Source organism: Kurthia zopfii, from assembly GCF_003143955.1.
GTDB lineage: Bacteria > Bacillota > Bacilli > Bacillales_A > Planococcaceae > Kurthia > Kurthia zopfii.
In genome coordinates this window covers 35,900-49,797 of the sequence record NZ_QFVS01000011.1, presented here as the reverse complement: position 1 = coordinate 49,797, position 13,898 = coordinate 35,900, and the positions used below count along the sequence as shown (strand labels likewise).

Sequence of the window (13,898 nt, the reverse complement as noted above, 5' to 3'; positions counted from 1 at the left end):
TACGTTTCTGACTCTTGCGCGGAATTGATGTTTATTGCTCATAATTGTTCATCCTTTCTGATAGGAATTCAAAAGAGTTACTAGAAAAAAAGGACAGCAGCTTTCATTTTTAATCGAATGCTTTATGCTCTTGGCCTTTTTGGAATTGGGTAAGCATTTGGCCTGAGCTTACTAGGCATTGTTTCATATGTTGTATCTTTCATTGTTGAGCTTTGATTAACCTGCTGCGTTGTTTGTAAGTCCGCTTGTTCGGTATGTTGTATGTGTTGCTGATTGGATTCCATATGAGTACTTGATACTTGTGCCTGGCTTGTCCTTGAAGTTCCAGTGTTTGGCTCGGCTTCATTTACTACTTCAAGATCTCTATTAGTGCTGGAACTTTGATGCGTCTGAGCATATTTATTGCTCGACGAGTCTTGGGTGCTCGTTGGATGGCTCATTTCTTGCTTATTTACAGGTTGAGTTTGGTTGGTTGTATTTGTTCTGGCAGAAAGATTTATTTTTGCGTTTCTATCTGTAGTTGGATTAGCTAGGTTATCGTTTTGAGATACTACTACAGGTGAATAACCCTCAACCGCACTGCCCGAGTGTTGGCGTGACGTAGGATTTCTATCTATGTCATTGGGAGAAGGGGCTATTCTTTGCTTCTTATCCGTGCCGTAAGGTTGTTCTGATTCTAACCTTGACGCAATTCCTTTGGATTCTTTAGCATGTTCAGGAGTTGAATGGTCTCCAATTAAATTCGTTGCTACTTCACTTTGATAGTCTTGTGAGTGAGCTGTCTTTTCTTGATCTGGTCTCTTTTCCTCTTCATCTTTTTTCGTATCATTAGGGGAGGCAGGCTTTGCATTACTCAACGGATTTGCCATACGCGGTTTTCCGTTTTTGCTTTGTGAGCCTTTCCCTGACAATCCTTTCACCATACTACCTAACCCTTTCCCAGCACCCGAAGCTAATTTACTGCCTGCATATGCTCCGGCAAGAACACCCCAGCCGTTTTTTAGACCTGCATCAATGCCGAATAAGCGTTCAACTATATTCGGCCCATCGACAACTGCCAAAGAGAAAGCAATCAGAGCTATCAGGTAAGGGAAGTTGTCTAGCTTTTCTTCCAAGTAAACCGTTCCAATCATGTACACCTTCATAGATAGGAATATGAGGATTGTTGCAAAGAATGTATTCAAGATAGACTGAATGACCTTTTTTGTTTTCTGTCCGTCATGGATATCTGCAGGTGCTATTAGTAACGCCAAGATATAGTTGAATGTCAATTCAAAGAATAGCTTTGCTAGTTTTAGTGAGATAGAGAATAGCGTAAAGGCAATTACGCTTAGTGTGACAAAAATTGTGAACCAGTTAACGGAGTAACGAAAATAATATTCGTTATTCCATTCCAAGCCTGATTGATCAAGCTTTTCAGCACGATATTCACCAACGTTGTTAAAAGAAAGCAAGTGCTTGGATAAATCTTTTCCTTCATTTGAAATGCCTTCGGTGTCTTTACCGTATTTTTCTCTAATATTGATATTCGCCACCTTACTAGGCGGCATACTGTTTGGTATTTCCAATTCAGTGGAAGACCAATTATTTTTATCGACCTCGGTGAGATCGATAATGTTCCTTTGAATAATTGATCCACTTAACGTTGAATCATCGTTTGGATAGAGAGAGTCTACCTTTACTGCATCTATGGCTGCGTCTGTAAATTCATCAGCCTTGTCCATTCCAGTATTCAGAGCAAGAATAACCATTAGGGCTATGAAGAGGTTAATGGCAATGCCTTCACGGTTGAATTTCTTCTGGAATATCAATAAGTAGCCAGTATAAAGCAATGAAAAGGCGAGTAGAATGTATAAAAATGGTTTGACTGAACTGACAAAAGCTACAATTTCAGGATTGTTGTAAAAGCTTTTCACTAACAGAATATCATCGGTCACGCTTTCGAGCATATCGACAATCCAAGCGAACCCTTTGACGAATATCCAACCAAGCCAACGCACGATGTCCGTGAAGATGTTGGAAATACTGAGGTACTCTTGAAACTCCTCCAACTTACGAGCGATTTCCTCGTTACTCATTAGCTTCACCTCCAGTCATGGAATTGATAAAGTGTCCCAATTCCTCTTGTTGGCGTAGTCCTTCAAAGGTTTCTAAATCGTATTCTCCATAGGTTTGTCCGCCCTTCACATAGTACAGTGTATTTACATGTGACATTTCAGAACGGAATGGATTTTTGCTTAAGCCATCAGAATTCTGGTTCTTACCGTTATTGCGAAAGACATTGAATTGCAGGGATGTTTCCTTTTTTTCTAGTAATGCTTTCTCTATTTCATCTAGGAATGGAGCGTCAATTTCATTCGTAATGACAACAAAACCTGTTTGTTGGTCATCTATCATCTGCTGTACATCATCAGTGGTAGCTATTGTGAGTCCACTATTTGAGCTACAACCAGCCGTAAGAAGTGCTATACTGCATGCTATAAAAGCTGATTTAATCAACTTCATACGATTTTCCTCCTAAACAGTTTGAGTTTGAGTTCACATGTTCCTTTCTAGAAAACTGTGGTCACACACACGGTCATTTTTTTGGTCATAAAAGAATGATTCATCATTTAGGATCATTAGTCGATTTTCTGTGAAATGTTGATTTGATAGGGTTTCTTAGTAGTTGTTTTAGAGGATTTTAGTGGCAAGCTTATGGGCGGAATGATGTAATCATCCCATCTTGAATTAATTAGCCAGCGAATTATGTATTCGCTGGCTTATTTTTTATTTTCGCGTTTTTAACTTCAGAAATAACGAATGCTTTTCATGTTATGATGGAATCGAAAATTTGTTAGAAAGGAGTGAAAGAGATGGAATTTGATTTAATTTTTGTAGGGCTTGGTATTGCAGCCGCAGGTTATTTTATTGGAAATGGACTTAAGAATTTTAAAAATCCTGAAGGCAAAGATGCGTTCAGTGATTTATTGAATGATGAAGATGACAATGAATTAATTAAAGAAAATCACGTTCATTACTTTATGGGGATTTCAAAAGAAGATGTGAAGCATTTAACGAAAGAATATCCTGATATTCCTCATATTATGATTAACGGTCAAGTCTACTACCCTAAAGCGAGGTTACGTGAGTGGTTGAGCCAGTTAGGGAATTAAAAAAACGTAGGAGCTTATAAAAGCTTCTGCGTTTCTTATTGTAGAAGTGAATTGATTATTTTAATGCTTTATCTAATGAAGATGTATATTTTTCAAAATCTTGATCTTTCATGTCGCCATTCATTTGCAATAGGAAATTTCCATTAGCATGAGTATGGGAATAAAACATAGGTGCTTCTTTTCCTAATTCATCGTAATATGATTTTGCTTTTTCTAAATCTTTTTTATTTTTGAATTTGAATAAACGTCCACCAGCATCTTCTCCAAGTGAAGGAATTAAAATTCGAATACCTTCTTCGCGCGTATTACCGAACTCTTTTTTCTCTAATTCAGATGTTTCGCCAATTTCTAATCCGTCATCTTTAAATACTTTAATGATATCGGCTGTTTTAAGCGATGATGTGGCATCACTGCTACAAGCAGCAAGTAGTAAAGCTAATACTGAAATAATTAATAGTGAATACTTTTTCATTATTTTTGACACTCCTTTTAATTTCATTTTATTGGAAAATAAGTGGCAAGTACATAATATGAAAATGATCATTTTGCTATTAATTTGATTTTTAAGAAAAAATAATGAAGTTATAATCATGTAGGTGAAAATGAAAAGTGAAGGAGCGGAAAGCGTTTTTCGAAGCCACAACGTAAACAAAAAAAGCCCATATGATTTCTCATATGGGCTTTTCTGTATTAAAGTTTTGTCCAGCGTTCTTCAAGCCATTCCATGAATTTCGCGCCTTTTTCGCCTTCGTAAGCGTCATATACGTCTAAACGCATACGCTTTAATTTATCTGCGAAATCAGCAACAGTGTGGTCTTTTGGTAAGCTTTTTTTCACGCGTTTTAGAATTTTATCAGTACCTTTGATAATTTCAAAACGAGCATGTTGTGGTTTTTGAACATCTTCACCAAAAGCTTCTAGCGCTCTGAATGCAGCTAATTGAACTTTATTCACCGTATCATTATTCATACGGTTTTGAAGTAAATCTATAACTTTCTCGTGCTTGTATTCAGATAAAGCTTCAACTGCATCTAAACGATCGCGCCAGCTAGATGTGTAATTCGCTTGTTTCTTAAGTGTTTCGTATTGCTCTGGTAATTCTGTTTTAAAGTTTTTCAATGTATTGCACCTCTTTTTTGAACTAGAGGAAAAAAATCAATTCTTCTTCTGCTAAATCAATTATACGATTTTTCGAGATAAATAGCGATTTTTCAGATTATTAGACAAATAAATAGCCTCACAAATGTCCGGAAACATTGTGAAGCTTATCTATATTATTGAGGCATTAAATACGTATTTAAACGCTCAATATCTTCGGAGAATACGCGGTCATGCTCGATATAAGGCACAATTTTACGAAGCTCATTATAAAACTCACTTGAAGCAGGTGATAATAAATCCGCACCTCGGAAATCAACTGCTTGCAATGAACAAATGGCTTCAATCGCTAGAACACGACGAACATTTTGAATGATTTGATGTGCATGACGAGAAGCAATTGTTCCCATACTCACATGATCTTCTTGGTTTGCTGAAGATGGAATTGAATCAACACTTGCTGGATGTGCTAAAGTTTTATTTTCAGAAACGAGCGCAGCTGCCGCATATTGCATAATCATCGCGCCAGATTCTAAACCAGGTTGATTACATAGGAATGCAGGTAAATCATTCAACTGAGGATTTACTAAACGCTCAATACGACGTTCCGAAATATTCGCTAATTCAGCCATACCGATCTTTAAGAAATCCATCGCAACAGCGATCGGTTGTCCATGGAAGTTACCACCTGATACGACGATTTCACCATCATGGAAAATAAGTGGATTATCTGTTGCCGCATTCATTTCGATTTCTAATTTTTCTTTCACATAGTCAAGCACTTGCCAACTTGCACCATGTACTTGAGGAATACAACGTAGTGAGTAGGCATCTTGCACACGCTTCTCACCTTGTCTTGTCGTTAATTGACTACCTTCTAAAATCGCTGTCATACGATTGGCAACAGCTAATTGTTGTGGATAGCCACGTGCTTCATGAATTTCAGGAATGAATACATCGGTAATACCTTCTAAACCTTGGAAAGTTAATGCCGCAATTTTTTCAGCATCGAAAGCAATTTTCTCAGCTTCGATATAGTCGATCGCACCCATTGCCGTCATTGCTTGTGTACCGTTAATTAACGCAAGACCTTCCTTCGCCTGAAGTGTAACTGGTGTAATGCCTTTAGCAGCTAAAACCTGTGCAGCTGCAACTTTTTCACCATTGTCACCATGTACATAGCCTTCACCAACTAATACTAAAGCTAAATGTGAAAGGGGAGCCAAGTCACCTGAAGCACCAAGTGAGCCTTGTTGTGGAATGACTGGGTGAACGCCTTCGTTTAACAATGTAGCAAGAAGTTGCACTAACTCCTCACGAACACCTGAAAATCCTTTAATTAAAGCGTTTAGACGAAGAAGAATCATCGCACGTGATACGCGTTCTGGGAATGCCTCGCCAACACCACAAGCATGAGAGCGGATTAAATTGATTTGTAATTTCTCAACATCTTGTCGTTCGATTAAGACATCACTGAATTTCCCGAAACCTGTCGTAATACCATAAACAGTCTTTTTATTTGAAACAATTTCTTCTACAGCCAATCTACTTTTGCGAACTGCATTCAAGGCTTCGGATGAAATCTCAACCTTTTCTCCGTGTAGGCAAATTTGTTCAAGTTGTGCGATTGTAAGTGAATGACCTGTTAATGTAATCATCTGTAATCCTCCTCTGTAAGTTCATGAATAGTACAATAATTGTAAGGGCTTTCAAGATGGTGAGTCAATCAAATTTTGGAAATAATTAGTACATTAGTATGGTAGTAATTCTATGTATTAACAGGCAAAAGTGTCGTTCGCTTTAACGAATTAATACATTAGAATAGAAGTAAAATTCTCGAAAATACATAAAATTACTAGAAAATTAAAATTTTTATTGTCATAATGATGGTAGATGAAAAATAGAATGTAGCGTGGGGGAGGATTTTGAACATGAAAACATTTATTAAACATATCGGGCAACTTGCGACAATAGCGAACGAAGGAACAGGTGCTAAAAAAGGGCAGGCAATGTCTGATTTAAATATAATTGAAGATGGTGCGATTCTTTTTAGAAGCGGTGTCATTTTAGCGGTAGGAACGACTGAACAATTGAAGGAAGAATATGCTGCAGACATACAGGAAGCGATGGTCGTCAATGCACATGGCCGTCTCGTAACGCCTGGTTTAGTGGATCCGCACACGCATGTAGCATATGGCGGCAGTAGAGAAAAGGAATTTGAAATGCGTCTTCAAGGTAAGAGTTATATGGATATTATGAATGCAGGCGGTGGCATTCACGCGACGATGCGAATGACACGTGAAGCTTCAGAAGACGAGCTTTTCGATCAAACGATTAAACGTCTTGATTCATTTTTAAAACATGGTGTGACGACTGTGGAAGGTAAAAGTGGATACGGCATGGATCTCGAAACAGAATTGAAGCAACTACGTGTCATGAAGAAATTACAACAAAGTCATGCGATTGATCTCGTGCCAACATTCATGGGCGCTCATGCAGTACCAACTGAGTATAAAGGGCGTGAAGGTGAGTTCGTCGACATCATCATTCAAGAGATGCTACCAGTGATTGCTGAGGAAGGATTAGCTGAATTCAATGATGTTTTTTGTGAGAAGGATGTTTATACACCTGAGCAATCTGAACGAATTCTTGAAGCAGGAAAAAAATTAGGCCTTACACCGAAAATTCATGCTGATGAAATTGTGTCATACGGTGGAGCAGAGTTAGCAGCAAAAGTAGGCGCAATCTCGGCAGAACATTTATTGAAAGCTTCGGATGAGGGCATTCAAGCGATGGCAGAAGCGGGCGTAATCGCTTGTCTATTACCTGCTACTGCACTTTATTTACGTGAAGAAGCAGCACAAGGGCGCAAAATGATTGATGCTGGCGTAGCTGTTGCGATTTCGACAGATTGCAATCCTGGCTCTTCTCCAACGGTATCGATGCCACTAGTTATGAACTTAGCTTGTATTTCTATGCGATTAACACCAGCAGAAGCATTAACAGCGGCTACGTACAATGCGGCATGTGCGATTAACCGCCAAGATACGGTCGGTTCTTTAGAAAAAGGGAAGAAAGCAGACATCGTAATGTGGGATGTGAAGTCCTACCAAGAACTGCAATATTTATTCGGCGTCAATCATGTTCAATCTGTATGGAAAAATGGTAAAAAAGTTATTTAGAAGCTATTAAGATTGTATAATATAGGGAATATTTGATAAACTGAATATAGGAAGAACGACAGGGGGAGCAGCTGTGAAAAAATCTACGAAAATAACGATTTTTGTCTTATTAGGCATTACGATAACGGCTGCTCTTGGATTCTATATTTGGTCTCAGCAAACATATAAAGCAACTGATGAATTACATCAATTAGTTACAAAAAATGATTACACTGAGCAAGATGGCTGGTATGAATTTGAGCAGAAAGAAAATGCGAAATTAGGCATAATTTTATACCCAGGAGCAAAAGTTGAGCCGATTGCTTACGGTTATTTAGCGAAGCAACTTTCATTGGAAGGTTATTATGTAGCCATTCCGAAAATGACATTGAATATGGCGATTTTCGATACGAATATTGCACAGGAAATGATGGATAAAAATCCGAAAATCACGCAGTGGGTTATTGGTGGGCATTCACTTGGTGGGGTAACGGCAGCAGAGTTTGCGGCCAACCATCCGGAGAAAATAGTCGGCTTATTATTACTAGCATCGTATCCATCTGACAATGTTGATTTCAGTAATGGCACACTTCAAACATTATCGATTTATGCAGATCGTGATCGTGTCACACCACCTAAGGATGTTTTAGCAGATCAGGAATTACTGTCTACAACAGCGATTTTACATGAACTACAAGGTGGAAATCATTCTGGATTTGGTATGTATGGTGAACAAGCGGATGATGGCAAAGCAACGATTACGAATTTAGAACAGCAAAATCGAATCGTGAATCAAATCGCTAAATGGCTTAAGAAATTTGACTAAGTTGATGAACAATAAAAGAGGAGGGAGTGTGCGATTGCACACTTCCTCCTCTCTATTTGAACGGCTTAGTATTTCTTGAAATAAGCAATTAAACCATTCGTAATACCATCAGCCATTGCTTGACGGTAGCTATTCGTATTGATTTGATCTAGTTCAGATTTACGGTTCATATAACCATATTCCATTAAAGTACCGATATACGGATTTTCACGTAATACGTGTAAGTTTTGGTAACGGTATTCTTCCGCAGGAACATCTGAAATGGCTGAAACGGGACGATCTAAAGCATCGAATAAATATTTTGTGAAAGTTTTTTCAGCTTTTTTCGTATAAAGAGCTAAATAACCTTCTTCAGATTTTTTATTATAAACATTGTGATGCACACTAATGAAGGCATCTGGTTTTGCGACTTTCGTAATTGAAACACGTTTTTCAAGTGTTAAAGTTTTATCAGTCGTACGCGTCATAACAACTTTCGCACCATTATTTACTAATGTTTTTTGTAATGTTTTCGCGCCTTTTAAATTTAAGTCTTTCTCTTTCACGCCATAGTATTGAGCACCTGCTTGAGCACCGCCATGACCAGCATCAACAACGAAAGTTCGTCCGCTTAATGGACCAAAAATTGTGCCTGCTGGGTAAGCGTTCTCTTTTGATTTTGTGATGTAACCATAGTGGTTTGAAACATAACCATATTTCCCTTTTTTGTATTCAATTTTAAACCAACCATTTGAAGCTTGTGATTTAATAATGAATTGATCACCGAATTTAACAGTTGCTAATTTTGATGAAGTTGCAGAACTTGTTTTGCGAACATTTAAAGTAGCTGCTGAAACTGAATAGTACTTACCGACATTTGTCACAGGGTTACTAACAGGTTTCGTGATTTTACCTAAATATTTTGAAGATGCATAGCCTGTTTTAGAACCGACTTTGATTTTTGACCAGTTCCCTTTAGTAGATGTTTGAGTGACGACAGTGTTTCGTTTAAGCGTTTTGATGACCTTATAATTCACACTTGGGCCCGTGCGAACATTTAGTGAATTCGTGTTAATAACTTTTAATTTGGTAGATTTTGCAGATGCGCCAATATTCGTTGTGGCTAAAGTAGATAGAACGAGGATAAAAGCGATGAAAATTTGAATGAGTTTTTTATTTTTAAGTAGCATGATATGCCCCCCTTTTACACTCATGATAATATTAATTGCTTATAAAACAGTGAAATATTGTTAATTGTGATTTAATTGTATTATTTGTAACATTTGTGAAATAAGTAAATGTAGCTTTTTTCGTAAAAAAATCAAGTGATTCAATAGTACTTGTATTAAAAATCTGATAAACTGCCACAATATAAATACTTAACGAATATGAAAAATTAGGATATGATAAGGAATGGAATATTACAGATAAAAAGTTTGTTCTTATATAACATGGAAAAAATATTCCTAAAAAACAAAACTTAATGCGAATGAAAAGAGTCTTATTATAGATGAGATTTTTAATATAATTGGGGGGTAAAAAATGCCGCGACCTGAAAAACAGAAGCGAAGATACATAAGCGGTTTAGATGGATTAAGAGCGATCTCAGTACTAGCTGTAATCTTATATCATCTTCATATAGATTGGATCGATGGCGGATTTTTAGGGGTAACCGTATTCTTCGTCTTATCGGGTTATTTAATTACAGATATATTAGTGAATGAATTTGAGAAAAACGGCAAAATTAATTTTAAAACGTTTTGGGTTAAGCGGTTTAGACGTTTAATTCCTGCATTAGTCGTTATGCTCGTTTCGATTGGTACTTGGATTACTTTATTCCAACGAGATTTTTTAGTAGGACTTCGCGGAGAGATTTTAGCCGCATTCACATATATTAGTAACTGGTATTATGTATTTCAAGAGCACTCATACTTTACTAAATTCGCACCACCATCACCATTACAACATATGTGGTCACTTGCAGTAGAAGAACAGTTTTATATTATTTGGCCGATCATTATGCTAATTGCATTAACATTCGTGAAATCAAAAGGGAAGTTAGCTGTATTTATTTTGCTATTATCCGTTATTTCAGCGGAAGCTATGGCTTTCATGTTCACACCAGATGTTGACCCGAGCCGTGTTTACTTCGGTACGGATACACGCGCATTCTCGATTTTACTAGGGGCTGCGTTGGCAATAATATGGCCAAGTGCGAAACTGTCCGATAATGTCACACCAGAGTTGAAGAAAACTCTAAATATTACAGGGATCATCAGCCTTTTAGCACTTCTCGTAATGATGGTATTCATTCAAGAAGATGGTAGCTTCCTTTATTATGGTGGGATGTACTTAGCATCAGCAGTTACAGCTGTCTTGATTGCGGTCATCGTCCATCCAGCTAGTTCAATCAGCAAATTATTTAGCTTCAAGCCGCTAATTTGGATTGGTGTTCGATCATATGGTATTTATATTTGGCATTTCCCGATTATCGTCCTTTTAGGAATCGCAGTAAAAACGGAATCAATCAGCGGAACGAAAATTGCCATTGCATTGATTTTAACTTTCATTTTATCAGCGCTGTCATTCAGCTTAGTGGAAGAACCGATTCGAAAAGGTGAATGGAAAAATTGGATTGCGAAATTCCGTAGCAGTTCATGGTCGTGGAAGTGGAAGGAACAATCGATTAAACAGCGTACAGGTATGGTAGTTGCGAGTGGTATTGCGATTATTTTTGCGTACGGTATGATTGTCCAACCGAGTCCAGAAGCTTCGCCGAATAATGCGTTAGAGAAGCATCTTCAAAAAGAACAAGAAAAAAATGAGAAGAAAATCTCAGCAGAAGATCAGAAAAAAGCACAACAAGAAGCATTAGCGAAGGCGAAGAAAGAAGCGAAAGAAGCAGCGGCAGCAGAGAAAAAAGCTGCAACTGATTTGAAAAAACGTGAAGAAGCGAAATTCAAAAAAGATGTTGCGAATGCTAAAATTGCACTTTCCAACACACCTGTTACAGCGATTGGGGATTCCGTATTGTTGAGCGCGCGAACAGAATTAACGAATTTCATGCCTCAAATAGATGTTCATGCGGAAATTGGTCAGCAAGTTTCAGCAGCAATTGAGCAAATCAAAGTACTGGATCGTCAAGGTAAAATCGCCAATACAGTATTAATAGATTTAGGTTCGAATGGTACATTTAAAGAAAGTCAGTGGCAGGAAATCTACAGTATTCTTGGTAAAAAACGCAAGATTTACTTGATGAATGTCCGTGTAGGTAAGAGCTGGCAAGACGGTGTAAATCGCACGGTCAAAACAGCGGCTCAAAACTACAGCAATGTTTATGAAATTGATTGGTATAGCGCAACTGCCAACAAAGAAGATTTATTCTATCCAGACAAAATCCACCCGAATCCAACAGGTGGCGAGTATTATGCGAGCCTAGTTGCGATTGAGATGGCGAAGCATAAATAGGAAAACGGACAACCTCCGATGAAGAGGTTGTCCGTTTTTGTTTATTCAATATGTTCGTAAAGCGAGATATTCTCCATATAGTTTACAAGTCTACGTAAATCTTTCTCTTGTTCACGAGAAATTTTTCCTTCTTCATATAATTTATGAATTTCTTGACGCTGTGTTTCCAACATCATGAGGCTGAATTCTTCTTGAAGTTCTTCTTCACGCGCAGAATCTAATGTATTTCTTCTACGTAATCTTTCGAATGCTTTTTCATATTCAAAGATGACGATTGTATAAAGCTCAGGTCGACTAGATGCATCTCGACTTTCTTTCAAATATTTGAGTGCTTCCGTGTAAGCTTGGCGGCGAACATCTTGGCGCATCAGAATATAGGAAAGGAATTTTTCTTTGTCATTATGATAATGTTTTCGGGCATGTGAAGCTTCTCTAAACATTTTTCGAATCGTAAATAATACTCTTTTCCAAGTGCTTGAATACAGTAAATCTTGGCGATCTTTAAATGAGTTTTGAATGGAAACATACATTTCTTCATCGAGTTTTTTATCCCAATAAAGTTGGTCGATATAGTTTTTCTCAACTTTTAATGCATTTAATCGGATTTTCGTCACTTTCGAGGCAAATTGAGGACGCGTTGCATCATCTGCATTTGCTTCTAATTGCGTTTGTTTGAATAAATGCTGTAAGTTTTCGATTAACTCATAAGCGATATAGCGATTTTCATCATCAATTTTCGTTTGAACTTGTCGCACTGTATTGACGAGGACTAAACTTTTCGCATCATGGAATGATAATTGACCTTCTGCTAAAACGACTCGTTCTTCTGAATCCGTCAACATCGGTAAGAAAATCGTCGCGATTACTAATGTAAATAGAATGACACCCGAAGCTAAGAAGAGAATGAGCGACCTTTCAGGGAATGGATCACCATTGTCTAAAAAGAATGGAAGTGATAAAATCCCGGCCATTGTCACTGCGCCTCGAACGCCGACAAGACTACTGATTAAACTCATTTTTAGTAAAGGCTTGGCTTCTTTCCCGCGAGAATACCGCCATAGAGAGAAGAAGTGTGACCAAAGGAATCGGATGATTAAGATCATCGAACCGATTGCACCAGCATAACCAACGAGTAACCAGTTGTTAATTTGAGAATCTTCGAGTGATTGCGTCATGGATAGAGGTATATTCAATCCTAGAAGTAGGAATACGACACCGTTTAAAACGAATAGCACGATTGCCCAGACATTTTCAGTAAGTACTTGTTCTTCTGCAAGAACGGTTTCCGTATGATCTTTGAATAATGCTTGAATAATCCCACCGAGTACGACTGCAATTACCCCAGAAGCGTGGAAAATATGCTCGGCGATTAAATAAATGATGAATGGTGTAAGTATTTGATAAAGTGTGTGGAAAACTGCATCACGAATCCCAGCACGACGAACGGCAAATCGTAATTCGATGAGCAAGAATCCTAGTAATATACCGACAATTGCGCCTACTATGAATGTATAAGTGAAGTTCGTTAAAGCTTCTTGAATGGAGAAATAGCCTGATACTGCCGCGGCAACAGCATATTTAAATGCGACAAGGCCAGAAGCATCATTAATAAGTGATTCTCCGCGAACGACGCTTAAAATATTTTCAGGAATTTGAATTCTTTTGGCGATGCCGTTTACTGCAACTGGATCCGTAGGTGATAAGATTGCAGCAAGTGCGAATGCAGCTGCTAAAGGAATAGTTGGAACAAGCCAGTGAATGAAGAAACCTCCACAAACTGTTGTTAAAAGAACGAGGACAATAGCATTTCCGAGAATAGGCATACGCATATTCCATAAATCATTTCGCGGGAAATTTCGTCCGTCATTATATAGAAGTGGTGCAACAAATAGTAGTAAGAACCACTCTGTTTCAAGTTCTAAATCGAGACTCGGAATAAATAGTGCTAAAACAACACCGAGTGCTATTTGAATTAAAGCTGTAGGAATAAAAGGAATGAAATGCCCGATAATATTTGAGGCAAGTAGTGCGAGTAGTAAAAATAATGTAATCATTAGTAAATCCATAGCAAGACCCTTTCTAACGCGTTATACAATAAGCTTACACCATAAGGGAAGGCGAGTTCAATAATCTAGGACGTTCATTGGATTGTGACATTCAACAATGAAAGTCATGTTCGGTTTGAATTATACTAGATGAGTAGATAAAAAA

General features: G+C 37.8%; 11 protein-coding genes. 4 read left to right on the top strand and 7 right to left on the bottom strand.

Features of this window, described 5'->3' with window-relative positions:
• Positions 1-122: 122 nt before the first annotated feature.
• Both DF281_RS06000 and DF281_RS05995 read right to left on the bottom strand, forming a co-directional pair.
• Entirely contained in the window at positions 123-2,078 is a 1,956-nt protein-coding gene (locus DF281_RS06000) for a pLS20_p028 family conjugation system transmembrane protein (RefSeq protein WP_109349347.1), read from the bottom strand.
• Positions 2,071-2,505: a DEAD/DEAH box helicase family protein gene (locus DF281_RS05995; protein ID WP_109349346.1), complete on the bottom strand. Its 435-nt coding sequence runs from the start codon at positions 2,503-2,505 to the stop codon at positions 2,071-2,073. Before DF281_RS05995 ends, DF281_RS06000 begins: the two co-directional genes overlap by 8 nt.
• A gap of 350 nt (positions 2,506-2,855) precedes the next feature.
• Between DF281_RS05995 and DF281_RS05990 the strand changes: the two genes are divergently transcribed.
• Positions 2,856-3,155 (top strand): DNA-binding protein, encoded by a 300-nt coding sequence (locus tag DF281_RS05990; protein ID WP_109349345.1) that lies wholly within the window; start codon positions 2,856-2,858, stop codon positions 3,153-3,155.
• Positions 3,156-3,210: 55 nt separating this feature from the next.
• Here DF281_RS05990 and DF281_RS05985 read toward each other — a convergent pair whose 3' ends face one another.
• The 3 genes from DF281_RS05985 to hutH all read right to left on the bottom strand — a co-directional run bounded on the left by DF281_RS05985 (position 3,211) and on the right by hutH (position 5,911).
• Positions 3,211-3,627 carry a stress protein gene (locus tag DF281_RS05985; protein ID WP_109349344.1) on the bottom strand — a complete coding sequence of 139 codons (417 nt, stop codon included), beginning with the start codon at positions 3,625-3,627 and terminating at the stop codon, positions 3,211-3,213.
• Between the two features lie 218 nt (positions 3,628-3,845).
• Positions 3,846-4,274 carry a HEAT repeat domain-containing protein gene (locus DF281_RS05980; protein WP_109349343.1) on the bottom strand — a complete coding sequence of 143 codons (429 nt, stop codon included), beginning with the start codon at positions 4,272-4,274 and terminating at the stop codon, positions 3,846-3,848.
• 155 nt (positions 4,275-4,429) lie between these two features.
• Positions 4,430-5,911, bottom strand: coding sequence for a histidine ammonia-lyase (gene hutH / locus DF281_RS05975; protein WP_109349342.1), 1,482 nt, complete (start codon positions 5,909-5,911; stop codon positions 4,430-4,432).
• Between the two features lie 273 nt (positions 5,912-6,184).
• Here hutH and hutI point away from each other — a divergent pair, with 273 nt between their 5' ends.
• Together hutI and DF281_RS05965 are read left to right on the top strand one after the other, a co-directional pair.
• Positions 6,185-7,435, top strand: coding sequence for an imidazolonepropionase (hutI, locus tag DF281_RS05970; RefSeq protein WP_109349341.1), 1,251 nt, complete (start codon positions 6,185-6,187; stop codon positions 7,433-7,435).
• A 73-nt stretch (positions 7,436-7,508) separates the two neighbouring features.
• Positions 7,509-8,240, top strand: a complete 732-nt coding sequence (locus DF281_RS05965; RefSeq protein WP_166636088.1) for an alpha/beta hydrolase — start codon at positions 7,509-7,511, stop codon at positions 8,238-8,240.
• 65 nt (positions 8,241-8,305) lie between these two features.
• Here DF281_RS05965 and DF281_RS05960 read toward each other — a convergent pair whose 3' ends face one another.
• A complete protein-coding gene (locus tag DF281_RS05960) occupies positions 8,306-9,409 on the bottom strand; it encodes an N-acetylmuramoyl-L-alanine amidase family protein (protein WP_166636087.1) in 1,104 nt (367 codons plus the stop codon).
• A 352-nt stretch (positions 9,410-9,761) separates the two neighbouring features.
• Here DF281_RS05960 and DF281_RS05955 point away from each other — a divergent pair, with 352 nt between their 5' ends.
• Positions 9,762-11,687 (top strand): acyltransferase family protein, encoded by a 1,926-nt coding sequence (locus DF281_RS05955; RefSeq protein WP_109349338.1) that lies wholly within the window; start codon positions 9,762-9,764, stop codon positions 11,685-11,687.
• Positions 11,688-11,728: 41 nt separating this feature from the next.
• Here DF281_RS05955 and DF281_RS05950 read toward each other — a convergent pair whose 3' ends face one another.
• Positions 11,729-13,753, bottom strand: a complete 2,025-nt coding sequence (locus tag DF281_RS05950; RefSeq protein ID WP_109349337.1) for a Na+/H+ antiporter — start codon at positions 13,751-13,753, stop codon at positions 11,729-11,731.
• Positions 13,754-13,898: the final 145 nt, after the last annotated feature.